General features: G+C 40.5%; 17 protein-coding genes. 16 read left to right on the top strand and 1 reads right to left on the bottom strand.

From position 1 onward, the window contains the following. Positions 1 to 68: 68 nt before the first annotated feature. The 6 genes from HMPREF9009_RS02410 to HMPREF9009_RS02385 all read left to right on the top strand — a co-directional run bounded on the left by HMPREF9009_RS02410 (position 69) and on the right by HMPREF9009_RS02385 (position 10476). The gene (locus HMPREF9009_RS02410) at positions 69 to 1877 is read left to right on the top strand and encodes a RagB/SusD family nutrient uptake outer membrane protein (protein ID WP_232313562.1); all 1809 of its coding nucleotides are present in this window, start codon (positions 69 to 71) and stop codon (positions 1875 to 1877) included. Positions 1878 to 1899: 22 nt separating this feature from the next. Beyond that, positions 1900 to 3738: a formylglycine-generating enzyme family protein gene (locus HMPREF9009_RS02405; protein WP_083444137.1), complete on the top strand. Its 1839-nt coding sequence runs from the start codon at positions 1900 to 1902 to the stop codon at positions 3736 to 3738. A gap of 81 nt (positions 3739 to 3819) precedes the next feature. Then, on the top strand, positions 3820 to 5205 hold the full coding sequence (locus tag HMPREF9009_RS02400; protein WP_049701355.1) for a family 43 glycosylhydrolase: 1386 nt from the start codon (positions 3820 to 3822) through the stop codon (positions 5203 to 5205). Between the two features lie 12 nt (positions 5206 to 5217). Then, positions 5218 to 6615, top strand: a complete 1398-nt coding sequence (locus tag HMPREF9009_RS02395; RefSeq protein WP_049701354.1) for a sulfatase family protein — start codon at positions 5218 to 5220, stop codon at positions 6613 to 6615. 608 nt (positions 6616 to 7223) lie between these two features. Beyond that, positions 7224 to 8702 carry a sulfatase gene (locus HMPREF9009_RS02390; protein ID WP_049701353.1) on the top strand — a complete coding sequence of 493 codons (1479 nt, stop codon included), beginning with the start codon at positions 7224 to 7226 and terminating at the stop codon, positions 8700 to 8702. Positions 8703 to 8955: 253 nt separating this feature from the next. Next, entirely contained in the window at positions 8956 to 10476 is a 1521-nt protein-coding gene (locus HMPREF9009_RS02385) for a glycoside hydrolase family 127 protein (protein ID WP_083444136.1), read from the top strand. Here the strand turns inward: HMPREF9009_RS02385 and HMPREF9009_RS02380 are convergent. Next, a complete protein-coding gene (locus HMPREF9009_RS02380; RefSeq protein ID WP_049701351.1) occupies positions 10463 to 11755 on the bottom strand; it encodes an ISAs1 family transposase in 1293 nt (430 codons plus the stop codon). The two genes, HMPREF9009_RS02385 and HMPREF9009_RS02380, sit on opposite strands and share 14 nt — an antisense overlap. Before the next feature lie 286 nt (positions 11756 to 12041). On the opposite strand from HMPREF9009_RS02380, the gene HMPREF9009_RS02375 reads away from it, so the two are divergent. The 10 genes from HMPREF9009_RS02375 to HMPREF9009_RS02330 all read left to right on the top strand — a co-directional run bounded on the left by HMPREF9009_RS02375 (position 12042) and on the right by HMPREF9009_RS02330 (position 26214). Further along, entirely contained in the window at positions 12042 to 12599 is a 558-nt protein-coding gene (locus tag HMPREF9009_RS02375; RefSeq protein ID WP_083444135.1) for a glycoside hydrolase family 127 protein, read from the top strand. An 89-nt stretch (positions 12600 to 12688) separates the two neighbouring features. Then, positions 12689 to 15487: a SusC/RagA family TonB-linked outer membrane protein gene (locus HMPREF9009_RS02370; protein WP_087323997.1), complete on the top strand. Its 2799-nt coding sequence runs from the start codon at positions 12689 to 12691 to the stop codon at positions 15485 to 15487. Between the two features lie 108 nt (positions 15488 to 15595). Further along, a complete protein-coding gene (locus HMPREF9009_RS02365) occupies positions 15596 to 16690 on the top strand; it encodes an IS4 family transposase (protein ID WP_232313561.1) in 1095 nt (364 codons plus the stop codon). A gap of 3 nt (positions 16691 to 16693) precedes the next feature. Beyond that, positions 16694 to 16999 (top strand): hypothetical protein, encoded by a 306-nt coding sequence (locus HMPREF9009_RS02360; RefSeq protein WP_049701349.1) that lies wholly within the window; start codon positions 16694 to 16696, stop codon positions 16997 to 16999. Between the two features lie 26 nt (positions 17000 to 17025). Next, positions 17026 to 18750 carry a RagB/SusD family nutrient uptake outer membrane protein gene (locus HMPREF9009_RS02355; protein ID WP_049701348.1) on the top strand — a complete coding sequence of 575 codons (1725 nt, stop codon included), beginning with the start codon at positions 17026 to 17028 and terminating at the stop codon, positions 18748 to 18750. 19 nt (positions 18751 to 18769) lie between these two features. Beyond that, positions 18770 to 20368, top strand: a complete 1599-nt coding sequence (locus HMPREF9009_RS02350) for a glycoside hydrolase family 172 protein (RefSeq protein WP_083444134.1) — start codon at positions 18770 to 18772, stop codon at positions 20366 to 20368. A gap of 126 nt (positions 20369 to 20494) precedes the next feature. Next, positions 20495 to 21742 (top strand): glycosyltransferase WbsX family protein, encoded by a 1248-nt coding sequence (locus HMPREF9009_RS02345; RefSeq protein ID WP_083444133.1) that lies wholly within the window; start codon positions 20495 to 20497, stop codon positions 21740 to 21742. Between the two features lie 204 nt (positions 21743 to 21946). After that, on the top strand, positions 21947 to 23257 hold the full coding sequence (locus HMPREF9009_RS02340; protein WP_049701345.1) for a glycosyltransferase WbsX family protein: 1311 nt from the start codon (positions 21947 to 21949) through the stop codon (positions 23255 to 23257). Positions 23258 to 23261: 4 nt separating this feature from the next. Beyond that, positions 23262 to 24239, top strand: a complete 978-nt coding sequence (locus HMPREF9009_RS02335; RefSeq protein ID WP_049702210.1) for a family 43 glycosylhydrolase — start codon at positions 23262 to 23264, stop codon at positions 24237 to 24239. 55 nt (positions 24240 to 24294) lie between these two features. After that, entirely contained in the window at positions 24295 to 26214 is a 1920-nt protein-coding gene (locus tag HMPREF9009_RS02330; RefSeq protein WP_369798456.1) for a glycoside hydrolase family 127 protein, read from the top strand. Positions 26215 to 26258: the final 44 nt, after the last annotated feature.

Here is a 26258-nt window from a genome sequence, read left to right as displayed (position 1 = left end):
ATACCTGTAATAATGCTTACGCAGATATTTTTCAGACTGATTTTGGATAACGCCTACAACTTATGGGTATGATACTGCGTATTGCCTCAAGTCGCATAGTGGGGCAAGGGGATATTGTGGGCAGAAGTGGGTATTTCAGCCTCAATTTATCTGCTAATTCAGTGATGAGAGGACGTTTAGACGCAAGAAGGACGCTGAAGAGCTTAGTTGCGGATTTGAGGATTTATTATTCGCTTCCAAAGGGGGCTGAGGTTCCTGGTTCATGGAACGGTGCCTATCTTGATTGTGCTACAGACAATGGAGAAGCTCGTAATTTGGAATCGGATGCCCAAAGATTTAATGATGGCAATTGGAATGCTGAAAGTGTGCCGTTAGGAAGCATTTGGTCAAAATATTATGCATCCATTCGTGCTTGTAATAAATTTATAGAGAATTATGATTATATAGAAGAGAGGGATGGTGTAGCAACTCGTATTGATTTGGAGTATTTGCGTGCGCAAGTGATCTTTTTACGTGCATTTTTTTATGCAGAATTACTGAAGCATTTTGGTGGTGTACCTCTTTTGGATAAAACGTTGCATTTTGGGTCGCCAGAGTTGAAAGAAGCTAAGCGTGCAACTTTTGACGATTGTGTGAAATATATATTGAAAGAATGTGATGATGCCATTGCTGTTTTTCGCAGTGTGAATCAGGATTGGGCTAGTAATAATTTTGGGCGCGCGAATGATGGTGTGGCATTAGCTTTGAAAGCTAAGGTATTATCCTTGGCTGCCAGCCCTTTGTTTAATCGCCCCAATGATTATCCGCAATATGATTCTCAAGATCCTAATAAAGATTTGTGGCGTTATTCTGATTATGATAAAGAACGTTGGAAGGACGCAGCCAAAGCGTTAAAAGCTGTGATTGATTTAGGACGCTATGATTTATATAAAAAAACAAATGGAACAAAATCTGCTTATGAAACTTATTTTGTGACACGTAACACTGTTGAAGAATCTATTTTCCCTTTCTTGAAAGGTCCTACAATAGATATATATTATCAGAATTTGCCATTTAATTTTTTGCTTGTACGTGGAAAAGGAGGGCCTGTATGTTATAATTTGCCTACGCAAGATTTGGTAGCAGCTTATGAGATGAAAAATGGCATGTTACCGGAGCAAGAAGGTTCAGGATTTCGTCCGTTACATCCTTTCTCTGGGCGTGATCCTCGCTTAGAGGCTACAATATGGTATGATGAGGCAACTTTTTGCGGCATAGAATTTCAAACCTGGAGACGTGATATTGACTCTGAGAAACCTTGGGGAAAAGATTATATACGCGGATATTCACGCACGGGCTTTTTCTTGAAAAAATTCATGGATAAGGATTTGAATCCTACTGAGAATGTGACGGTACCTAATACTTATCCGATTATTCGTTATGCTGATATTCTATTGCTATATGCTGAAGCTTTGAATGAATATTATGACGATCCTTCTTCAGTACCTGACGATGCTGTTTGTTGGGCCATATCAGAGGTACGTGCTCGTGCCGGAATGCCTGATGTACGTACTACTTTTGCCAATCGTGGCTGGGCTTTAACTCAGGAAAATGTTAGAAATTTGATCCAAAATGAGCGTCGGGTTGAATTTGCTTTTGAGGAATATCGTTTTTGGGATGTGCGGCGTTGGATGATTGGTGGAAACACACAAAAAGTAGTACACGAACAAGATATTATATTGAAAGAGGATGATAAGACGAAAGAATATGGTGTGAAGGAGATAGAAAAGCGTAGTTATGAAGATCGGATGAATTTAATGCCTATTCCGCAGTCTGAGATAAATAAGAATAAAAATCTCATTCAGAATTGGGGTTGGTCACCACGTGTAATAGATTAATTAATTTAAAGAACGAAAGAGTATGAAAAATAAAGTTTTCTTATTTCTGATGTTAACAATAGTGTCTTTGTTGATTAGTGCATGTAAGGAGGAGGAAATAGTAGAGGCTTCTGTACAGGTAACTACACAGGGATTTGCTCGAGTGGGACAAAGTACTGCTTTTGTTAGTGCATATATAACGAAGGGAATTATTCCTGAAAATGCGATGACAGGCTTTTGTTGGAGTGAAACTCCTTCTCCTACAGTAAAGGATAGTAAGGTTGAAGTATCAAGTGATTTAACAGGTAATAGCTATATGTTGCAGATGACAAGACTATCCCCCTCCACAGAATATTATGTGAGAGCATATATTCATGATGGAGGTTATGTTTATTATGGCAATGAACTGAAATTTACGACAAAAGAAATTCCGGGTGACGGTTGGTGTGTAATTGATGATGTAACCGATATAACTCCTACTACTGCAACAGCATTAATGCAAATAGCAGACAACGGTGGCATGGAAATAGTAGAGTATGGCGTGTGTTATAAAGAGACGGATACTGAGTTTGCTCCTCCTGCCATTGATGAGCCCACCATTGATGGGAAGAAAATTGTTGCAGATGCTGGTGGTGCTGCTTTTGATGCGTTTATAGAAAATTTGAGCCAAAATACGAATTATTTGGTTCGTCCTTATTTTAAGACAGAGACAGGTGTGGTATATGGTGAAACAATTTGGTTTAAAACGATGAACTTTATTAAAACCGGAGATGTTTTTCCCGGTTATCAGAGTGCTTATTTATATGGTGAAGTTTTAATGGATGCAGGTTCGCCTACAGTAGAGCGGGGAGTTTGTTGGGGAACAACCCAGAATCCGACCCTTGAAGAAGATGCTTACCAAAAAGTAGAAAAAGGTATCGGGAGCTATTATTCTATTGTCGGTGGCTTGAAAAAGGGAACGACTTATTATGTTCGTGCTTATGCTAAAAATGCAGATGGAGTATTCTATGGTTTACCTGTTGAGTTTACGACTAGGACTGGAAATATACTACCTGGATTAACTATGGATCAAATGGTATTGGTAGAGGCAGGTACATTTATGATGGGGGAACCTAAGACAAATGAGATACCTTCAGCGATAGACGGTACAACATATGGAAAAGAGCCTGTCCATGAAGTTAGTATTACTAAAGATTTTTATATAGGTAAGTATGAGATTACTAATGAACAGTTATGTGTCTTTATGAATGTTTACCAAAGCGCAAGAACGCGCTCAGCAGTAGCGAAGGCTTTATTTAATAGTAAGCGGGCTGCATGGGCTTTTGATGTTTCCGGAACATTGCCAAATCAGGTTCATACGCCTAAAAGTGGAAAAGGGAGAAATCCAGTAGTTAATATTACTTGGGCATGTGCTGAACAATATTGTGAATGGCTTTCTGCCGAATTAGGAGTAAAAGTGCGTCTTCCAAGTGAAGCAGAATGGGAATATGCGGCTCGGGGTGGAAATAAGAGTAATGGATATATTTATAGTGGGAGCAATGTGCAATCTGAAGTTGCAGTATTTACTTCCTCAAAGATAGGTACGAAGCCTGTAGGAAGTTTGGCTCCTAACGAATTGGGTATTTATGATATGACAGGAAATGCGTTTGAATATTGTCGTGATGCTTATGATGCAAATTTTTATATGGATCAAGTAGGAAAAATCACCGAAAACCCTTATAAAACGAATTCGGGAGACCCTGCTATTGTAATTCGTGGGGGAAGTTTTAGGCATGACAAATATTTTAGGGTCTCAGCGCGTGGCAGTGCAAAACATAAAGGAGACTGCGGTGACTATAGTGGTTTTCGTATTGTGATGGAGAAGCTTCCGGATAATATATAAATGGGGGAAGAAGGTACATCACAATCTTCAAATAGATTTTGATAATAGTTTCTTATTGCTTTCCTTTTAGTAATTAAAATTATGAATAGATTATTGTATATAATATTGTTGCCTTTTCTTTTATTGGCAGTAGCTTGCGATGGAGCTGATGATTCACCAAGTAGGGAAGGAAGCTTTCAGACGTTAGTTGGTAAAAATTATTTATCAGTGTTACCGGGCACAATTCAGGTTGGAAACTTTGCTGGTACATTTAAACTGAGTATTGCAACAAACTTAGTATGGAGTGCTGTAACTGAAGATGAATGGATTCAATTGCCGGCTCGGTCGGGAGGAAAGGAAGTTTTAACTGTTAATTATGCGGCAAATGATGATGTGACTACTTCCCGTAAAGCTAAAATAACATTTTCAGCCGAAGGTGTGAATGATGTGATAATAGAAATAGTACAAAGTGATAAGACATTTATAAATCCTATAGCTGGCATACCGGATCCATGGATTATACAGCATCAAGGGGCTTATTATGTTTGCAAGGCTCACTATAATGGTATTAATGTCTCAAAATCTGATAAACTAACAAAGATAAATCCAACTAAGGCTATTTGGACTGCACCGAAAGACAATGGGACGATTAAACCATGGAATACTTCACATATATGGGCACCGGAATTGCATTTTATAGATGGAAGTTGGTATGTATATTATGCGGCAGGACGCCCCATAGAAGAGAGTGGAGGGAGTTATAAAATGCAACGTACCGGTGTACTTCGTTCTAAAACAGCTGATCCGTTGGGAGAATATGAAGATATGGGTATGCTTTATACAGGGGATAACTATGTAGCGGGCATAGTGCCTACAGTCGACAATACATGTTATGCGATTGATATGGGTGTTTTAAAGATTGAAAACAAATTATATGCGGTTTGGTCTGGTACTATAAGTAAAGAGACAGGAGGAGACCAACGTATATATATTGCAGAAATGAGTAATCCATGGACAATTTGTTCCAATCGGGTGCAAATATCCCAACCTGATCAGTCGTGGGAACTTGTTTCCGGTAAGGTAAATGAAGGACCGGCATTTTTGCAGCATGATGGTAAAGTTTTTGTCGTGTATTCCTGTAATGGTTCTTGGACGAAAGATTATCGTTTAGCATATCTTATGTTGAACATTGGTGATGATCCGCTGAATCCGTCTAATTGGAAAAAATCTCCGAACGCAGTTTTTTATCGTTGTGATGATACCGTGAACGAGGATGGAGTAAATGGAGTTGGACATTGTAGTTTTACGAAATCCCCAGATGGTACGGAAGATTGGATTGTTTACCATGTAAAGAATCGTAATCATGGAAGCTATGGGACTGGACGTTCTACATTTATGCAGAGATTTACTTGGAATGCGGATGGAACTCCCAATTTTGGTACGCCGGTAGGATGGGGAGAGCCAATAGTCGTTCCTTCTGGAGAATAAAAATAAAAGGATATGAAAGGAAAAATATATTCAACGGTTTTGCTGTTAGGTATTGTGCTGCCGGATATTGTTCAAGCAGATACACTTTCTACTACAAACAAGCCTAACATCTTGATATTTATTGCAGATGATTTAGGATGGGAGGAGGTTGGGGCTTATGGGCATCAGGTGGTGAAGACACCTAATATCGATTGGCTTGCTCAAAACGGTCTCCGTTTTGATAATTTCTTTTTGACTGCAAGCTCTAGTAGTCCCAGTCGCTCTTCGATATTCACGGGAATGTATCCGAGCAGTACGAGAGCGCAGAACCTGCACGATAAATTGCCACCGCAAGCCACTCTTTTTCCTGATTGTCTTCAGGAGAATGGATATTATACAATGCTGGTCGGTAAGAACCATGGTACAAATACTCCAGAGATAGAAAAGCGGTTTGATTATCTAAAGTCAACCGGCAAACCCTGGAAAATGGGGAAATTATGGGTCGACGCCTTGCGCCAACGACCTGCGGCTAAACCATTTTTTATGTTTGCAGCTTCTTTGGATCCCCACCGCCCCTATAAGCAAGGAGAGTATATCGACCCTTATCAACCTTCGGAGGTCGTTGTGCCGCCTTATTTTCCAGACTCTCCGGAAATGCGGGAGGATATAGCTGATTATTATAATGAAGTGTCACGTTTTGACAAGCATATTGGTGAGGTACTTGATTTATTGCGAGAGGAGAAGGAACTGGAAAATACGATAATTATTGTGATGACAGACAACGGAAGACCTTTCCCGCAATGTAAGACACGGGTAAATGTGCAAGGTGTGAAGTCTCCTTTTATAGTCTATTATCCGGCCATTGTAGAAAAAGGAAGTGTGACGGAGAGTTTGGCAAGTGCAGTCGATATCGCCCCTACTCTTCTGGAAATAGGTGGAGCGAAACGTTCGCCGGGCTTGCAGGGAATAAGTTTGCTTCCTATATTGAGGAACCCAGAAACCGAAGTCCGGGAATATGCTTTTGCGGAACACAACTGGCACACCTTCAGGGCTTATGAACGCGCGGTTATGACAAAGGACTTTGTTTATATAAGAAATTGGCTGCCTCACCTGTCCAACCCCTCTGTCGGAGATGCGATGCGTACACCTGCTTATGTTCAGATGCTTGATGATTTTAAAAATGGGAGATTGGCGGAAATATATCAGGACTGCTTCATCGCTCCTCGTTCCGAAGAAGAGCTATATGCGATTAAGAAAGATATCCATTGTTTAAATAACATAGCAGGGAAACGCGCTATGAAAAAAGAACTGAATCGTTTTCGGCTGGTTTTAAAGGTCTGGCAGGAATCGGTAGGGGATATATTTCCCGGTGAACAGCATTTGAAACCGGATGCTGACGACGGACGCTTCTTTCGCCCTCTTGACCGGTAATTTGTATTTATCTTTTCAGTCCAACGATGTGTTGTTTTTAAGATTACGTTGAGAATGAGTGGCGCTGAAAAGAATGAACTAGAGAATAATTTGCATAAATTAGTGCAATAATATGCGGAAATGCAGGCTGGTGTTGTATAAAACTACGTCGGGTATGCGTTTTTTTTATAGCCGGAGCATGCGTTGGTTTAAAACCAATAGGATGTTCCTCGGTGAGGAACGTTTCCTTCCCCACCGATGAGCACCTCGCTCCTCGGTGAGCGAAGTGCAGAAAGCCTGTTTAGACCTTTTTGCTCTCTAGTTTATCAATTATTTAGAGAAGAAGGGAAGTGTGATAATGATACATTATTGAATGATATACTTTCCAACAGGCTTGATATGAAAGAAAGTAGCAGCGAATTGAACGAAAAACTCTTTAATTGATAAAGAGGAGGAATCTCCTACTGGTAAATGCCGGAGTTTTTCTATTCTTTTCTTGTGGGATTTATCATAATCGCCTTTCCTCTCTGTTTAAATATTCCATTTTTAAGAATGGACACTTTTTCAGTGCTATACTGATAAGCTCCGAATCAGATCTTTGTTTTTTATATACATAAATTCTAGGTATTATGAATGAAAGAAAAATTGCATATATATCAGCTTGTTTATTGGGATTGCCGGTGTATACTGCCGCACAGCAGAAGAATGCTCCCAAGAAACCTAATATACTTTTTATTTGTATCGATGATTTACGTCAAGAACTAGGTTGTTATGGCTCGGTAGTGAAAACGCCTAATCTGGATAAATTGGCAGGTCAGGGAAGTTTGTTTTTTCATCATTATGTGCAAGTTCCTACGAGTGGCGCTTCCCGTGCAAGTATGTTAACAGGTAGATTGCCAAGAGATAAGCAGGATTTGTCTAATGAAGCCTGTAAGATTAAACTATCGGGAAGGGAGGAAAGCGAACAGCCGGAAACGATGTTTCATCACTTGAGACGCAATGGCTACTATACGGTAGGGATTGGCAAAGTAAGCCATTATGCTGATGGTTATTTGTATGGCTATGCACGTCCGAAGAGTAATCGTTTGGAATTGCCGTATAGCTGGAATGAAATGCTTTTTAATGCCGGAAAATGGGAGACCGGTTGGAATGCGTTTTTCGGTTATGCAGATGGCAGCAATCGTCAGAGCCTTCATAAACAGGCCTTTCCTTATGAATGTGCGGATGTGCCGGATGAAGGTTATCCTGACGGATTAACAGCAAATTTGGCTGTGATGAAATTGAGAGAACTGTCTGCCAAGAACTCCCCTTTTTGTCTGGCAGTAGGTTTCTTCAAACCGCATCTGCCGTTTACCGCTCCCAAAAAGTATTGGGATTTATATGATGAAGCCTCTATTCCGTTGTCTCCGGCTCCTCACATTCCGGAAGGTACGCACCGGCTGGCCTTGCATAATAGTGACGAGTTTAACGGGTATTTGAAAGGCGATGAGAAAGTGTCATTGGACAAGAGTGCTTCGGATGCTTATGCACGAAAACTGCGGCATGCTTATTTTGCCTGTATTAGCTATGTTGACGCTCAGGTAGGAAAGGTGTTGACCGAACTGGAGCAGTCAGGAGAAGCGGAGAATACAATTGTAATCGTATGGGGAGACCATGGTTGGCATTTGGGCGACCAACGTGTGTGGGGAAAACATACCTTAATGGAATCCTCGTTGCGCAGTACGTTGATAGTGAAAGCTCCCCATGCCCGTAAGGCGATAAAGAATTGTCGTATTGTCAGTTCGGTCGATATCTATCCGACTTTGATGGAACTTTGTGATATACCTGCTCCGGAAGGTTTGGACGGTCATAGTTTTATGAAGTTATTGAACGTTCCTTATGAACGTTCGTGGCAAGAGGCTGCATATAGTTATTTCAATAACGGAATAAGCGTTCGAACGCCAGAGTTTCGGTTGACGCGCTATGGGGAGAATGGGAAATATATTACTGAATTATATGATTACCTTTCGGATGAGTTGGAGAAAAGAAACACATTTGATACCGGCAATAAAAGAATAATCAGGAAACTTATGAATATATGGGAGAAAGGGCAGACTTTATTCAAGTAGGAGAGAAACCCGAAGTTTTCGTAAATATGTCCAAAAACAAGTAAATAAGGCGTATAAAGGCACTTTTTATCAGATGAATTCTACTATTATTTCTTTTATAAGGGTATATTGGGACGTTTTTTCTATTTATTGGGATGTTTATTTTATACCGCCTGGTACGAATACTTTATATCTGCGATAGATGATAATCTTATATGTATAATATGTACTTGCTCAGGAGACGGTGAAAGACGTTATTATAATAATTAATTTTATGACTATGAAGACCTGTTTTTATTTTTCTATTCTACTATTGTGTTCATTGAATATTCACTCGCAACAATATGATGTATCAGAGAGATACTCATACTCGAAGTTGGCGGCAGTAGAGTTCAATAACGTTAAGATTGAAGATGATTTTTGGAATGAACGTATCAAAGTTGTTCAGGAGGTTACTATTCCCTATTTGCTGGATATGGCGGAAAAGCAGGGGAAGGTTGATAACTTCAGAATCGTCGCAGGGAAAAAAGAGGGCAAGTTAAGTATCTTCAATGCCCCTGATTCCGAAATTTATAAGTTGATAGAAGCGGCCGGCTATTCATTTGTTTATAAGAAGAATGAGAAGCTGGAGCAACGCATTGACTCTATTATTGAAGATATAGCTGATGCCCAATCCTCAACCGGATATTTGCATACTCAGTATATGCTTACTTTTGATCATCCTGCCGCTCCCAGCCCGGAGATGAAACAAATTAAGCGTTTTGGGTTTGGCGTAGAAAATCAGTGGAACTCAGTGAATACCAAATGGCCGTTTGCGTATAATCAGTTATATTGCGCCGGACATCTGATGGAAGCCGGAGTTGCATATTATAGGGGGACGGGGAAAGACAAACTGTTGAAAGTGGCTATTAAATTGTCAGACCTGATTTGTACTATTTTCACGGATGACAAGATAAGAAGACATGCGGATCATCCTGAAGTGGAGATCGGCCTGATGAAAATATATGAGGTGACAGGGGATGAGAAATATCTGAATACGGCGAATAAATTATGTCGTTATGTCAGCTTCTCACGTCCGGTAGACATTAATAGAGAAGAAAACTCAAAACCTCTTCATGAGCAGCGTAAGGCTTACGGACATTGCGTTGAAACGACTTACATGTATACGGGAGCGACGGATGTCTGTCGTGCTACCGGCAAGAAAGATTTGGAGACAGCAATCAATAGTTTGTGGGACGATGTGATTGGTACAAAAATGTATATCCATGGTGGTATCGGGAATGGGACACACGATGAGCAGCATGGGCATAGTTATGATCTGCCGATTTTACCCACTTATAGCGAATGCTGTTCTAATATAGCTCAGGGGCAGTGGAATTACAGGCTCGGCTTGTTTTATGGGAAAACGGAATATGCAGATTTAGTTGAATTGGAAATGTATAATAGTGCGCTTTCCGGAATAAGTCTGGATGGTAAATCTTACTTCTATACAAACAAAATCAATATAGGAAAGGAGAATCGTAAAAGTGCCCATTCGGGGGTGAGACAAAGTTATTTGTTTTGCTGTCCTTCAAAGTTACCGGGTTTCATTACCGGCATTAGTCGTTGGATTTATGCCAAAGACAAGGAGGCATTATACGTGAATCAATTTATAGGAAGTTCGGTTTCAACCTTGATTAACGGACGTAAAGTCTGTTTGAGGCAAACATCTGCATTCCCCTGGAATGGGAATGTCAGTTTTACGTGGGAGTCGTCCGCCGCTGTCAGGGAAAACGCACGAGTTAAAACGCTTTAATAAAGTTGTTTATCAAATTAGTTAGATACTCATCACTCCATCCAGCCTTCTTCCTTTTCCTATTGACAGAAGTCTTCTTGTCTTCATCCTGATAATTCTTCAAAATGGTCAATGCCATTTTAGTTAAAGTGGAAAAGTTTTGTGCCGAATTCATCATTTTTCTTCCATCATCTTCATTAAATGTAACATCCAACTGCCAATGCAATCCATTTTCTACCGCCCAATGCTTTCTCTTATATTTAAGAATAAGCTCTGGATTGTTCACTAATGAAGAGATGAAACAATGTTTCTCATTCTGTATTTCCCCTGTGGCTATATTTATTTTCTCGGTCTTTATTATTCCATAAGTCCTAAGATTCTTCCAATCGCGATAACAGAACCCTAATCTACTGGGTTCAGAGCAGGATATGCAGGTCCTTGTCACCATAAATCCATGACCTTCTGTGGTTTCTTCAGCTCTTTTGATAAAATCATTTTCTCTTCCGGAAATTAGCAAGTACTCCGCATCGTTTTCGATATTTTCCCTTAGTTTTAAATGATTATCTTTCACCTCTAAAAGATAATCGGCTTGTTTCTCTGTTATTTTTTCTACAATCTTCTTTTGGGTGCCAAGTGCATCGATGGTAACTACATCTCCTTGTCGTATATCAATGTCGTCCAGTAATTTGGGTATTGCTACTATTTCATTCTCTTTTATTGAGACCCGTTCCTGCCCTAATGACAGACTCATATCAGAAAGAAAGGCACTGACAATATGAAGTTTGGCTGATGCTGCCTGCTCCTTTGTTATTTTACCCGCCGACTCTTGTACCAGTTTATCAGCATTGATGGCACCACAGATCGTTTTCCCGTCAATAGCTATATGTCTATTCGTATAAAGATCATTACCCTCACCTATTTGAACTTTCGACCAGTCGCAATCTTCTATGGACGGTGAATCACCTCTCATATTACAGGCCCATTCTCTGTAACAACTCTCTAATCTTTCTGTTTTTATGATACAAAAAAATCGGCGTAATGTATCATGTGAGGGGGTAGTTTCTAAATCCGGTATGAATCTCCTAAGAAAATCTTTCTTATAACGGGCGAAGTCTGCTATATCATTCCAACTCTGACAATCACAAAAAACACCCGATAAAGTGACAAGCATTATCAATTTGCCCGAATAAGTGACTTTATTCTTTTCACGTGGGTCTATTGTATCAATAGCTTCAGACATACTAGCCATATGACGTGCCAATTCGTCATTTATTAAAAAATCCTTTGCAATCTTATCCATTACTGTTTATTATTTAGACGTGAAGATAATGAAATACCAGAATGAATACAATATAAATAATCAATATATCAATTGAAGAAGCCCGAAGATTAAAAAGGATGAAAGCAATAGGTGGCATGACCATGTAAAGTTGTGACACGTCTATATGAGGAAAAGTAACTAGGAAGACTTTATTTATTATTAGATATACAAGAGTATTGCCATTAAATAAGTTTTGAGAAGAGAAGGGAACTATTGATTATTAAACAATTAGCACTCGTGCGTTTTCCCTGCCGCCGCTGTTGACCTGAAGATAAGGGTGCCGCGTTGGGTGAACAAAGACACTCATATTGCTTCCTCCTGCTATTATTATGGTAGCGGCAATAAAGGAAACTTTTTCGTAAAGGTTAACGGTAAAGCAGTAGGATGTCTACCTGATGAGAATGGATATCTGTCTCTGCACAAACGTTGGAAAAAAGGAGATGTAGTGGAGGTTGCTTTTGATATGCCTATTCATAGAGTGTATACTAATGACAAGATAAAGGCGAACGCAGGAAAAGTCGCTTTAATGCGAGGACCGGTATTGTTTTGCTTGGAAGGAGTGGACAATCAATTTAATATTGAAGAAATGAATTTCCCGGTATCATCTTCAGTTGGATATGCTTATGATTCCACTATTCTGAATGGGACTCATATTCTGAAAGGTGAAGGTTTTGTCCATGGAAAGGCGGTACAATTCAAGGCTGTTCCTTATTACCTCTGGCAAAATAGAGGGATTTCCGCTATGACTATGTTGCTGAATGAGCAGAGTGATAGCGTGAAAGAAAAATGCCCGGATTACGAGGGAATGCAGACAAATGGTTGAGGTTTATAATTTTAATAGATTTGATTATGCTAATTGAAAAACAGAAAAGTGGAAAGATATTTATCTTTAGCAGATATCTATCTTTGTTGATGAGTTTACTTGTTTGCGCGGGACCGACGTACGTTCTGGCTCAGACTCAAACAAACGGGAGGATAGTATCTGGTACCGTTAAGGATGCTGCTGGGGAACCGGTGATTGGTGCCAGTGTTTTATTAAAGGGGAATACTGGGGGAACTATTACGGATTTGGATGGTAAATACTCTATAAAAGTTACGGCAAGTAAAGGTACCCTTGTCTTTTCCTATATAGGATATAAGACAGTTGAAAAAGAAATTGGGCAAAATGTCCGTATGTTGGATATTGTCCTTCACGAAGATACGGAAATGCTTGATGAGGTGGTTGTGGTCGGATATGGAACGATGAAGAAGAAAGATTTGACGGGTTCTGTCACGCGTATAGGACAGGAAGTTACAGAAAATAAGGCTGCAACAAACTTGGTCGAATTCTTGAGAGGTACTGTGGCTGGTTTTAACTCTTCCCTGGGTGGTACAGCTTCTGGAGGAGGGACAATGGAAATTCGCGGGCCTAATTCTTTAAAGGCAAATACTGAACCATTGGTGGTACTTGACGGCTCCATTTATTATGGTTTGTTGCAGGATATTAATCCTAGTGATGTAGAATCCATTGATGTCTTGAAAGATGCCAGTTCTTCCGCCATTTATGGAGCACGAGGAGCTGCCGGAGTCATAATGGTAACAACAAAACGCGGGAAATCGGAAAAACCGTTGATCCAAGTGAGCACCCGTGTCGGATTTACCTCTGTAGGAAAGGCTGCGGAAGTATATTCTCCCGAAGGATATTTGAAGATGCGGAGTGACTATTATAAGACAAAAGATTATTTTGCTCCTGCAGGGAGCAAGAAGCCGTTAGGCTATTATGATAATCCAGAGGATTTGCCCAATGGAGTTTCTAAAGAGCAGTGGTCAGAGTACGATCCTTCTTTCTCGGGAGATTATGTTGAGACTTGGTTGAACCGTATTGCGTTGCAACCTATTGAAATTGAGAATTATAAAAAGGGACTGACTACCGACTGGATGGATAGAGCCTTCCGTACAGGGTTACGGCAGGATTATAATGTAAGTGTATCCGGGAAATCGAGTAGGACACATTATTTTATGTCAATGGGATATGTCAATAATGAGGGGGTGAAGGTTGGAGATAATTATTCAAACGTCCGTTCGCGAATTAATATCGAAAGTGAAATTTCCAAATGGCTGTCAGTCGGAGTGAATGCACAATTTGCCAATAGAACGGATGGTTCTGTAGCGGTTGATTTAACCAGCGCTTCTAAGGCTAGCCCCTATGGCTCTATGTATGAACCTGATGGATCTTTAAAATGGTATCCACATGATTATGAGAAGTTGACGAATCCTTTTATTTATACCTATAATCGGGAGAAATTCAATAAAACGCAGACTTTTTTAGCCACTTTATTTGCTAAGATTAAGTTGCCGTTTGGCATTTCCTATCAAGTGTCCTATCAAAATCGTTACGCATGGGGGAAAGATTATTATTACGATCCTTCGACTATACCTTTTATTGTGGAAGGTGGGTTTGCGTATCGTCGTGATTATTCAGAGTATGAATGGATGGTGGATAATATCCTGAAATGGAATAAGTCAATCAATAAGATACATAACTTCGACGTTACGTTGGTTGCTAATGTGGAAAAATATCAGAGTTGGGCTTCCAGACAACAGAACGACGGGTTTACTCCGAATGGAAATCTGGGATTCCATAACATGAATGCAGGGCTGAACCCGGAGTTGAATACAGACGACCAGGTACAAACCGGTAATGCATTCCTGGGGCGTTTGAATTATGCATTGATGGATCGCTATATTTTGACTGCATCTGTCAGGCGTGACGGCTTCTCTGCATTCGGTCAGTCCAATCCTTATGCCACCTTTCCCGCATTTGCCGGTGCTTGGAGAATATCGGAAGAAAGTTTTATGAAAGATAATAAGGTAATAGATAATCTGAAGTTGAGATTGTCATGGGGCATGAATGGAAATCGTGAGTTCGGAAGATATGAAGCGTTGTCGAGGCTGAAGACTACCAAAAATATCATTGGTGGTATGCCCGTTACCGGAGTGTGGACGGAGAATCTAGCTAATAGTATGCTTAAATGGGAAAAGACAGCTTCTACAAATATCGGTCTGGACTTCGGATTATTAGGGAACAGGTTGTTTGGTACTATTGATTTGTATAAAACGAAGACAACAGACCTTTTGTTAACTCGTGCGTTACCCGATATTATAGGGTATTCTACAGTTGCTGCAAATATGGGAGAGGTTTCGAATATTGGTGCCGAGCTAACCTTGAATAGCGTAAATCTGAATATCCCTAAAAAGCTGAAATGGACATCAACGTTTATCTATAGCATGAATAAGAATAAGATAAAACATTTGTATGGGAATAAGGTCAATGTGCTGGATGATAAAGGTAATGTCATAGGAGAACGTGAGGCGGACGATGAAACGAATGGCTGGTATATCGGACATGGAATTCATGACATATATGATTATAAGTTTGTAGGAGTTTGGCAGATAGGTGAGGAAGAGGAAGCTAGTAAATATGGTAAGACTCCCGGTGATCCTAAACTTCTGGATGTGAACAATGACGGAGTAATTGATTCGAAAAATGATAGGGTTTGGTTAGGTTCCAAAACTCCTAAGTATAGAATGTCCTTGCGGAATGAGTTCACATTGTTCGACTGTCTGAATATATCTTTCTTGTTGCGTGGCGAATTTAACTATTTCGGGACATTCAATTATGCAAAGAATGATGATAGCCGACAGTTTAATATAATGAATCTTAGTATATGACAAAATTTAAAAATAATTGTTGTAATCTACTGATTATTAGATAATTACTATTGCAAAAGACCTTAAAAATTCGTAACTTTAAGGTATGTTAACTCTCACATTAACACCATGTTACGAACTTCTAAGGTCCACTACAAAAGTAGTGAATTATATCCGATATTGCACGAACATTTTGGTAAAAGTATGAATCTGGCACGAATCAAGGCTCTCAGCATGATGTTATGCGCCCTCTGCAAGGTGCAGCGGGTTACGTATTCCAAGCTGGCCTCCGCCTTTGATAGCAATGCGGCATCTGAATCTTCCCTGCGGAGAATCCAGCGACTCATTGCCCAATGCGAGATTAGTACCGACCTCATAGCAAAACTCATATTAAAGCTGATTCCGGTACAGGGCCCGTACAACCTTACGCTGGACAGGACGAACTGGAAGTTCAGCAATACCAACATAAACATCCTTACCCTGGGCATCATCTACGACGGAATGGCTTTTCCTATCGTATTCAAAATGATGGACAAGCGGGGTAACTCCAATACCCAGGAGAGGATTGAACTTGTAGACCGGTTCATTCGTCTTGCCGGAGAAAACTCCATCAACCACCTGATGGCTGACCGTGAGTTCATTGGAAGCGAATGGCTGGGCTATTTGAACGCAAGAGGCATTCACTACCATATCAGGATACGAGAGAACTTCCGTGTGTATCGGCATGGTCAGGAAACACGGGCCCACTGGCTGTTCAACGAACTGAAACTGGGTGAAAGCAAACATCTTGACGGTATCTACTACGTTAATGGACAGGCCTGTTACCTGTCTGGCTCTAAAATCAAGGACAAGGAGGGTGCACCCGAATTGCAGATCCTTGTCTCGTACTGTAATGCAGAGGAAGCATTTGAGATGTACAAACTGAGGTGGCAGGTGGAGACGATGTTCAAGGGCATGAAATCAAGTGGCTTCGATATCGAAGGCTCCCATGTCCGTGACCATTCCCGTATGTCCAATCTCTTTGCCATCATCATGATTGCGTATGTCTGGTGCTACCTCGTAGGAATCTATATCAACGAATACATCAAACCGATAACGGTGCTGAAGCACAAGCGGAGGGCTGTAAGTCTATTCAAGTACGGACTGGACTACATCTTCCAGTCCCTTGTCAACCACACAAACCGCTACCGAATCGATGTCTTCAAATTTTTGTCATATACTTAGATAATGAATACTTATCGGTATGATTATTGGACGCCCGATAACCCTTCAAATTCGTATTGTAAGTTAGGTTCCAATTCGGGAAGTCCGAGTTTCAATATTTGGAAGAAAAGAGATTATGTCCGTCTGCAGGACCTGTCCGTTTCTTATGTTTTCCCCAAAAAACTCTTGAGCAGATTTTCGATAGAAGGATTAAAAGTAAGCGCAATGTTGGAAAACGGTTTTGTAATTACAGGTTGGAAACATTATGATCCGGAAGTGGGAGGTATAGCTCCCCGGAATTTCACATTCGGGGTGAATATTACACTATAATGTATTAATGATAAAAAGATCGAGTTATGAAGAATAAGTTATATAAGAAAATCCTATTGTTATTTCTGACAGGTCCGTTATTTATTTCCTGTGAAGACTGGTTGTCTCCTAAACCCTTATCATTTTATGCCCCTGAAAATACATTTGTAGATAAGGCGGGTTTTGAGAGTATATTAGTGTCTTGTAGGAAACAATTGAAATTAGAATGGTTTGGGGATAATAACCCGTCGATGTATGAGTATGCATTTTCTGATTTGGGAGTTTTTGGTTGTCCGGAAGCTGTGAATATCCATAATCTTGAGATACAGTTTACCCCCTATTCTGCAACACCCAGATTATGGTCGTTGGCATGGGGAGGAATTAAGTATGCGAATATTGTGATTACCAGACAGGAGAAAGCCGATTTTAAGACAGAACAGGATAAAAATGAGATTCTGTCCGAAGGGTATTTCCATAGGGCATATTGGTATTATCGTTTGGTCAACTTATGGGGGGATGTCCCTATGATCCTACAAGAAGTGGAGGAACCTAAAATGGACTTTAACTCATCGCCTCGTCTGGAAATCCTGAAGCAGATGAAAGATGACCTGGAGTTTGCGGTAAAATGGTTGCCTGAGAAAGCTGAATATGGGGCTGTTAACCGGGCTGCCGGTGAGCATTTATTGACGAAAATCTATTTGTCCTTGGGGGAATTTGAGAATGCAATAGCTTCGGCAAGCCGATGTATTAAAAATTATGGGCATGATTTGATGCGGGAACGTTTCGGAGTAAGAAAGAATGACGGGATTCATGACGTGGTAAATGATCTGTTTAATCCTGACAATATAAGCTCAAAGGAGAATCTGGAAGGTATTCTGGTTGTGCAGGAGCGGTTTGGGATGGAAGGGAATACCGGTCCCGGAGATAAAGGCTCGCAACGAATGCGTGGCTGGACTCCTTACTGGTGCGGTCCTGACGTTTTGGACCCTGACGGAAAGAGAGGATGCGTAGATGGCAAAAATGTAGCTTTGATGGATTCGTTAGGTAGAGGTATAGCCGGAGTTCGACCGTCAAACTTCTATCAATATTACTTGTGGAAGGATTGCAAGAATGATTTGCGCCATAATAGTGTGAATTGGTATGATATATCTAGATTGTGGTATAATAATCCGAAGTCGGATTATTATGAGAAGCAGGTTCAGAAAGCTTATGTAAGGGATACTTTCCGTTGTTATTTCTCATGGCCTTATTATAAGATATTCGTAGGAAAGGATGAAATCAATGTAGGAAATAACCCGAAGGGAGGTTTCACAGACCAATATATATTTCGTTTGGCGGAGACTTATTTGTTGAGGGCGGAAGCATATTATTGGGCTGATCGTTCGGAAGAAGCTTTAGCTGATTTGAATGAGATTCGGAAACGGGCCAAGGCTCCTGAACTTGAATCTATATCCATTGAAGATATTTTGGACGAACGTGCCCGTGAGCTCTATTTTGAAGAGCCGAGAAAGTGTGAATTGACAAGGATTGCGTTTATAATGGCTCAGTTAGGAAAGAATGGGTATTCGCTGGACAACTTTCATAAGAAGAACTACTATTATGATAGGGCCATAGAAAAGAATAACTTCTATAAGGAAGAGTATTTCTATTCTACCAATAAGTATGTTATACGTCCGTATCACGTGCTATGGCCTATCCCTAACGAGACCATAGTGGCTAACGCAGAGGGAAATATAACGCAGAACCTAGGCTATCCGGGAGCTAAAGAATAATATTTAAATTGAAATTGGCATGAAACATCTAGGGTGTTTAGTGGTATTTGTATTCCTTTCCCTCATTTCTGTATGGGGGAAAGGAGTAAAAGAGGAGGTATCTGTGAGGTCCTTGCTAAAAGAAATGGTAAATAGAGAGCATCTGACAAGATTTCCATATCCAGATTATCGTTGTTGGCAGGTGTCCAGCACCGATCCGCTGTCTGTTTCTCCCGATTCCGCGAATTGGTTTGCTAATTCTGACAGAAACAACTTTCTGGGAATAGATTCTGTAAATGGTAGAAAGGAATATATTCTTATGGATGAAAGAACCCCCGGTGCCATTGTCCGGTTTTGGGCTACTGTTGCCCGATATAGCCAGAAAGGTATTTTAAGAATCTATATCGATGATAAATCTGTTCCGGCTGTTGAAGGAGAACTTTTAAAAGTGCTTAGCGGAGATATTCTCTTAAAAAGCGGTCCTCTGAATCAATCTTTATCTCCGGAGACTGAATATTTGAAGAGGGGACATAATTTGTATTTGCCGATACCGTATGCAAAGTCATGTAAGATAACTTATGAGAGTGATTCTTTGAAAGGGATAGGAAATAATTCCGGAGAGATTCTTTATTATAATATCAATTATAGGGAATATGATAAGAAAGTGAAGGTTGAATCTTTCTCAAAGGAAAGCCTTGTAGAGAACCGTCATTTATTGGAACAAGTACAAATGTCACTTTCAACTTACGATAGGAAATTGGATATCGGTTTAGCGCCGGTGTCATTCAGCAATAGGCGGCTATCTCATGATAAGAGTTTCTCATGCAAGATAGAAGGTAAAAAGGCTATCCGTATGTTGAAAATTAAATTGCAGGCTGATAATATGGCCCATGCTTTAGATTCTACTATGATAAGTGTTTCTTTTGATGGCAAAAAAACAGTGTGGGCGCCTGTCGGTGCTTTTTTTTGTACAGGCTCTCGTATTTCTCCTTATAAGTCGTGGTACTCTGAGGTTACCGGTGACGGTGAATTGTCATGTTTCTGGGTGATGCCATTTAGAAATAACTGTGAAGTGAATATAGAGAACTTGGGAGCTCAAGAAGTTGTTTTAGAGAATATGGAGATTTTATCATCTCCATATTCCTGGGATAAATCGAGTATGTATTTTGCGGCTAGTTGGTTTAAGGTAAGGAATATATCTACGAGAAAGTTTAGTATTCCCGACCGGAAGAGTTTGCCGTTTGATGTGATTTTTTTAAGAGTAAGCGGCAAAGGGATATTTGCAGGTGATGGTCTTTCGTTACGTAATACGGCGTCTCGTTGGTGGGGAGAAGGTGATGAGAAGATTTACATAGATGATGAAACTTTTCCGTCACATTTTGGCACGGGTACGGAAGATTATTATGGATATGCTTGGTGTAGCGGAAATAATTTCTATCATCCTTTTGTGGCGCAGCCAAACGGTGAAGGAGCCTCAAAGCTTGGACGTGTAACAAACTTGCGATATCGCTCTTTGGATGCGATACCCTTCCATAAATCTTTTCGGTTTGATATGGAATTATGGCATTGGGCTGATACGAATATTGATTTTTCTTCTATTACTTACTGGTATATTTCTCCTGATGATGCAATGAAATAGTAAATAAATAAAAAAGGGAGGAAATTGTAGTTTGGGACGTTTTTTTCATTTATTGGGATGTTTATTTTACCTAATGTGTGTAGAAGCACCTACTTTTGTATTAGTAATCTTAAAATAGATAATGCAATGAAACAATTATTCTTCTTTTTAACTATGTTGTTATATGGCTTGTTCCTTTTTGCTCAAGGGAAGATAACCGAAAGAAAGACTAATGGTTCAAAAGATATAGTGGTTGCATGTTATTATTTTCCTAATTATCATACTAGGGATAAGAGCGACCTCCGTATAAGTAACCAGCATTGGGAGGATTGGTCTGAATGGGAGTTGGTGAAACAGGCTAAACCTCGTTTTGAGGGTCATCATCAACCGAATGTTCCAGCATGGGGATATACTGATGAAAAGAATCCAAAAGTAATGAAGAAGAAAATACAAGCTGCCGTGGATCATGGCATTGATGTATTTATCTTCGATTGGTATAATTATAATGGGAAGCCTTTTCTAAATCGTTGTTTAGACGAGGGTTTCTTACAAGCGAAAAACTGTCGGAAAATAAAATTTGCTCTTATGTGGGCGAATCATAACTGGCAAGATTTATATCCATATACATTAGGTGAAAAGCAAGATTGGCTGTATTCAGGAAAGGTCACTCCTGAAAGTTTCGATAAAATCGGAAATGAACTGATTCACGACTATTTTACACAGCCGAACTATTGGAAAATAGACGGGAAAGCATATTTTTCAATTTATGATATTCATCGGTTTATAGAAAGTTTTGGATCTTTGGAAGCTACGCGTAAAGCAATGGATCAGCTTCGTGAGAAAGCGATAAAAGCAGGTCTGAAAGGCGTTCATTGGAATCTGATTGCATGGGGTATGCCGATTCTTCCGGGACAAGATGCTCCGAAAGACATCCCGGCTCTGATTAAAGTACTGGGCTTTGATTCTGCAACTTCTTATGTGTGGATTCACCATGCGTGGCTGAACAAACCGCAAACGGATTACAATTATGTGAGGGACCAGTATTTTACTCATTGGGAAAAAGCGAAAAATACGTATCAAGTTCCATATTATCCGAATGTAACGATGGGCTGGGATCCTACTCCGCGAACGAATCAGAACAAACCGTGGAAGGGTAACCAAGTATATCCCTATACCAATATAATGGGGAATAATACCCCTGAAAATTTTAAGAAAGCATTACAATTGACAAAAGATCGTTTGCTGAATGACCCGGCTTCTCCCCATATTTTGAATATAAATTGTTGGAATGAGTGGACAGAGGGTAGTTATTTGGAGCCGGATATTGTGAATGGAACCTCTTACCTGGAAGCTGTAAAAACTGTATTTGGAAATAAACACAAGAATAAAAAGTGATGAAAGGATCTTGTTGTTCGCTTATTTTGTTATTATGCTTCTTGAATTCTTATTCATAGAAAAAGGGGGTACTTCAGTGAAAGTGAATGACAAAATAGAGGTATTGCTGCTATGACTATGTTGCTAAATGAGCAACCGGAGTATGGACATATGGAGACAAACAGGTAAAAGATATCAAGTATAAATATATATAATAAAAAATGTATGAATAAGAAATTAGTGAATCGTGTAGGGAAACTAATCGTTCTCCTACTAATTGTAGGATTACTTCCTGCTTACGCTCAGAAAAAAGGAAAAGAAAAAGTGAATCGTCTGCCAGATGATTTGGAAACACTTGCGGGCGACCTTGCTTTATTGAAGAAGCCCGAAGGATTGACAGTAGCTGCTTACGCTTTCCCGAATTACCATGCTTCAGCTTTACATAATAAAATATATTCGCAGGGATGGACGGAATATAATCTGATTAGAAGTGCGCGTCCCTGGTTTGACGGACACCAACAGCCGCGTACTCCTTTGTTAGGCGAATTGGACGAGAGTAAGCCGTCCACCTGGGAGACTTATAATAAGCTTTGCAAGCAAAGTGGTATTGACGTCCTGATTTGGGACTGGTACTGGTATGACGGCAAACCTTGTTTGCACGAAGCGTTGGAGAATGGTTTTCTGGAAGCTAACAATGCAAAAGATGTGAAGTTTGCTTGTATGTGGACTAATCATCCTTGGTATGTACTATATCCGACAAAGAAAACAGATGGAAGTAATGCTTATCCTCCTAGCTATGATGCTCCTGACTTCTCTAAAGAAGAATGTTGGAAAAGCCTTTCTTATATGATTTCCCGCTATTGTCATTTGGAGAATTATTGGCGAATCGATGGCAAGCCTGTTATCTGTATTTGGGATGCCCGTCGTTTGGAATCTAAATTAGGAGTTGCCGGAGTGAAACAATTATTTGCCGAGCTGACAGATTATGCCAAGAAATTGGGACATAAAGGATTGCATTTCCATGTAACTGGCTTCAGTTGTGGGAATATGAAAGAAGAAGGTTATAGCACAGTTGGTTCTTATAACCCGATGGACTGGATTGCCGGTCGTTTTCAACCGAAAGAAATCGAATTGCCTGACTACGGAACTGTTGCGGCTGATGTAGCGTTCAAACTTTGGGATGAGCATCATGGTCAGTTTGATATCCCTTATATTCCGGCAGTGGCTCCGGGCTGGGACTCTACACCGAGATATATTGCTCCTGTCAGTCGTCCGGAAAAGCCGAATCGCAGCCAATGGCCTGCATGTACTATCTTTAAGAATGAGAACCCTGCTTCCTTTAAGGCATTTGTCCAGTCTTCTTTCGTGTATTTGAACAAGCACCCGGAGGTACCCCGTATTTTGACTATCGCTTGTTTCAATGAATGGTCGGAAGGGCATTATTTGTTGCCGGACAACCGTTTTGGTTATGGAATGTTGGATGCGCTCGGAGAAGCATTGGGAAAAGAAGGAAACCATCAGAAACATGGAAAATAAGTATATGAGGAAACTGGTTTTAATAGAAGCACTTCTTGCCATAAGCCTTTCGCTTATGGCAGGAGGCCCTGCTAAGACTTACAAGAATCCGGTGGTGAATTACAGTCTACCCGATCCCAGTGTGATTAAGGGAGATGATGGCTATTTCTATTTGTATGCAACGGAAGATATCCGGAACTTGCCGATTCACCGCTCTAAGGATTTGGTGAATTGGGAGTCTGTAGGTACTGCTTTCACCCCTGAAACACGCCCTACTTTCGAACCGAAAGGAAATTTGTGGGCCCCCGATATCAATAAGATCGGCAATAAATATGTGCTTTATTATTCAATGTCCCGTTGGGGTGGTGAATGGACTTGCGGGATCGGTGTAGCTACCGCCGATAGTCCGAAAGGGCCTTTTAAGGATCACGGAATGATGTTCAGGAGCAATGAAATCGGAGTCAAGAACTCGATCGACCCTTTCTATATAGAGGACGGCGGAAAGAAATATATGTTCTGGGGAAGTTTCCGTGGAATCTATGGGGTGGAACTGACGGAGGACGGATTAGCGGTAAAACCGGGTGCGGAGAAGAAGCAAATAGCCGGAACCGCTTATGAAGGGACTTATATTCATAAAAAGAAGGGTTATTACTATATGTTTGCTTCTACCGGTACTTGCTGTGAGGGACTGAAGAGTACTTATCAGACGGTGGTAGGACGTTCTAAATCCCTATGGGGGCCTTATCAGGACAAGCAAGGGAAGCCTATGTTGGAAAACAACCACGAAATCCTGATTCATAAGAATAATAGTTTTGTCGGTGTAGGACACAATGCGGAACTGATGACGGATAAAGCTGGTAATGATTGGATTTTGTATCATGGGGTGAGCGTTGCCAATCCTCATGGAAGAGTGTTATTGTTAGATAGGGTTGATTGGAAAAGTGGATGGCCTGTGGTGGAAGGTAATTCTACTTCGATTGAATCTAAGAGACCAAAATTATAAAGAAGGGTTTGAAATGGATAGGGTTGATCATAACAGAATGGTAAAAAGATTGTTTATGGTATTGTCGGGCTGGATTTTGGGAGGGACATTGGTGTTCTCCCAGAATCATCCGGTGGCGATTGTACAGAAGGAAGCTTATTTTCCAATGAAGGAAGTTTGTCTGTTGGATAGCCCTTTCCAGACTCTTCAACAGAAAGGAAAAGAATATCTTCTTTGGCTGAATCCAGATTCTTTGCTTCATTTCTATCGGATAGAAGCGGGGTTGTCGTCGAAAGCTGAACCTTATGCCGGCTGGGAATCGCAGGATGTATGGGGAGCAGGTCCTTTACGAGGAGGATTTCTCGGGTTTTATCTTTCTTCAGTATCGATGATGTATCAGTCGACAGGTGATAAAGAACTGCTAAGACGATTGAAATATGTACTGAAAGAATTGAAACTCTGTCAGGAAGCTGGCAAAGATGGTTTTTTGTTAGGGGTAAAAGATGGTAGAAAGCTATTCCGGGAAGTGGCATCAGGGAAGATAAAGACCAATAACCCTACGGTCAATGGTGCTTGGGCTCCTGTTTATTTGATTAATAAGATGTTGCTTGGGCTTGCTGCTGCATATACCCAATGTGACTTGAAAGAAGCGTTGCCGATGTTGATTCGGTTGGCTGATTGGTTTGGCTATCAAGTATTAGACAAACTGACGGATGAACAGATTCAACAATTATTAGTTTGTGAACATGGTTCGATTAATGAATCTTATGTCGAGGCTTATGAGTTGACAGGACAGGAGCGCTTTCTTGGCTGGGCTCTTCGTTTGAATGATCGGGCTATGTGGGTTCCTCTGTCCGAGGGAAAGGATATTTTATTTGGCTGGCATGCCAATACGCAGATTCCGAAATTTACAGGTTTTCATAAGTACTATATGTTTACTGGTGATCAACGTTTTCTTACTGCAGCTATTAATTTTTGGGATATTGTGACGCAAAACCATACTTGGGTGATAGGTGGAAACAGTACTGGAGAGCATTTCTTTTCCAAGAAAGAGTTTATAGAGAGAATGCTCCATATTAGCGGGCCGGAAACGTGCAATTCTGTAAATATGTTGCGTTTGACTGAATCTCTGTTCAGCCAGCAGCCAGATGCGACTAAAGCGGCATACTATGAAAGGACTTTGTTCAACCATATTTTGTCAGCATATGATCCGGTGAAAGGTATGTGCTGTTATTTTACTTCTATGCGGCCGGGGCATTATCGTATCTATGCTTCACGAGACAGTTCCTTCTGGTGTTGTGGACATACCGGACTAGAAAGCCCGGCAAAATTGGGTAAGTTTATCTACAGTCATAAAGTGACAAATGTTCATGAAGAAGAAGAAATTAGAGTGAATCTGTTCATTCCTTCAGCTCTCTCTTGGCACGAAGGTGGAGTTGAACTTATTCAGCGAAACCGGATTCCCGAGTCCGAACAGGTTGACTTTGCATTAAATTTAAAGAAAAAGCAGAAACTGGTTCTACGCATTCGTAAGCCGGATTGGACTGATAAAGCCACTTTCATGATTAATGGAAAGGAAGAACAGCCCCTGCTTGGTAGTGATGGATATTGGATAATAGACAGGGTATGGGAACGGAAGAATGTGATTACATTGCGACTTCCGATGCATATATACACGGAAAACTTAATAGGCACCGACCGTTATATCGCGTTGTTATATGGGCCTTACGTGCTTGCCGGACGTATGGGAACGGAAAATCTGCCCGCTACTTTTTGGGGAAAGATGAATAATACGGCAATGAACGAGATAGAGATGACAAAAATCCCGGCTTTCAGAGAATCTGCCAAGCAGATTCCGGCTCATGTAAAGGCTGTTCTTGAAGGAAATACATTGAAGTTTAGCATAAACTTGAAAGGTTATGAGAATATAGTACTGGAACCTTTTTATAAAGTTCATTTTGAACGTTATGCGGTATACTGGCCGGTAGTTCATTAGGTATTGAATGGGAATGGAAGTATAATAGAACATATATAATAGGT

Source organism: Bacteroides sp. 3_1_13, from assembly GCF_001185845.1.
Lineage (GTDB): Bacteria > Bacteroidota > Bacteroidia > Bacteroidales > Bacteroidaceae > Bacteroides > Bacteroides xylanisolvens.
The sequence above is the reverse complement of the archived record's forward strand: the minus strand, read 5'-3'. Positions and strand labels throughout refer to the sequence as shown.

What these genes read in the sequence shown, in the direction of transcription:
- HMPREF9009_RS02410 (WP_232313562.1), top strand. Translation starts at nt 69, where the DNA reads ATGATACTGCGTATTGCCTCAAGTCGCATAGTGGGGCAAGGGGATATT.
- HMPREF9009_RS02405 (WP_083444137.1), top strand. Translation starts at nt 1,900, where the DNA reads ATGAAAAATAAAGTTTTCTTATTTCTGATGTTAACAATAGTGTCTTTG.
- HMPREF9009_RS02400 (WP_049701355.1), top strand. Translation starts at nt 3,820, where the DNA reads ATGAATAGATTATTGTATATAATATTGTTGCCTTTTCTTTTATTGGCA.
- HMPREF9009_RS02395 (WP_049701354.1), top strand. Translation starts at nt 5,218, where the DNA reads ATGAAAGGAAAAATATATTCAACGGTTTTGCTGTTAGGTATTGTGCTG.
- HMPREF9009_RS02390 (WP_049701353.1), top strand. Translation starts at nt 7,224, where the DNA reads ATGAATGAAAGAAAAATTGCATATATATCAGCTTGTTTATTGGGATTG.
- HMPREF9009_RS02385 (WP_083444136.1), top strand. Translation starts at nt 8,956, where the DNA reads ATGACTATGAAGACCTGTTTTTATTTTTCTATTCTACTATTGTGTTCA.
- HMPREF9009_RS02380 (WP_049701351.1), bottom strand. Translation starts at nt 11,755, where the DNA reads ATGGATAAGATTGCAAAGGATTTTTTAATAAATGACGAATTGGCACGT.
- HMPREF9009_RS02370 (WP_087323997.1), top strand. Translation starts at nt 12,689, where the DNA reads ATGAGTTTACTTGTTTGCGCGGGACCGACGTACGTTCTGGCTCAGACT.
- HMPREF9009_RS02365 (WP_232313561.1), top strand. Translation starts at nt 15,596, where the DNA reads ATGTTACGAACTTCTAAGGTCCACTACAAAAGTAGTGAATTATATCCG.
- HMPREF9009_RS02360 (WP_049701349.1), top strand. Translation starts at nt 16,694, where the DNA reads ATGAATACTTATCGGTATGATTATTGGACGCCCGATAACCCTTCAAAT.
- HMPREF9009_RS02355 (WP_049701348.1), top strand. Translation starts at nt 17,026, where the DNA reads ATGAAGAATAAGTTATATAAGAAAATCCTATTGTTATTTCTGACAGGT.
- HMPREF9009_RS02350 (WP_083444134.1), top strand. Translation starts at nt 18,770, where the DNA reads ATGAAACATCTAGGGTGTTTAGTGGTATTTGTATTCCTTTCCCTCATT.
- HMPREF9009_RS02345 (WP_083444133.1), top strand. Translation starts at nt 20,495, where the DNA reads ATGAAACAATTATTCTTCTTTTTAACTATGTTGTTATATGGCTTGTTC.
- HMPREF9009_RS02340 (WP_049701345.1), top strand. Translation starts at nt 21,947, where the DNA reads ATGAATAAGAAATTAGTGAATCGTGTAGGGAAACTAATCGTTCTCCTA.
- HMPREF9009_RS02335 (WP_049702210.1), top strand. Translation starts at nt 23,262, where the DNA reads ATGAGGAAACTGGTTTTAATAGAAGCACTTCTTGCCATAAGCCTTTCG.
- HMPREF9009_RS02330 (WP_369798456.1), top strand. Translation starts at nt 24,295, where the DNA reads ATGGTATTGTCGGGCTGGATTTTGGGAGGGACATTGGTGTTCTCCCAG.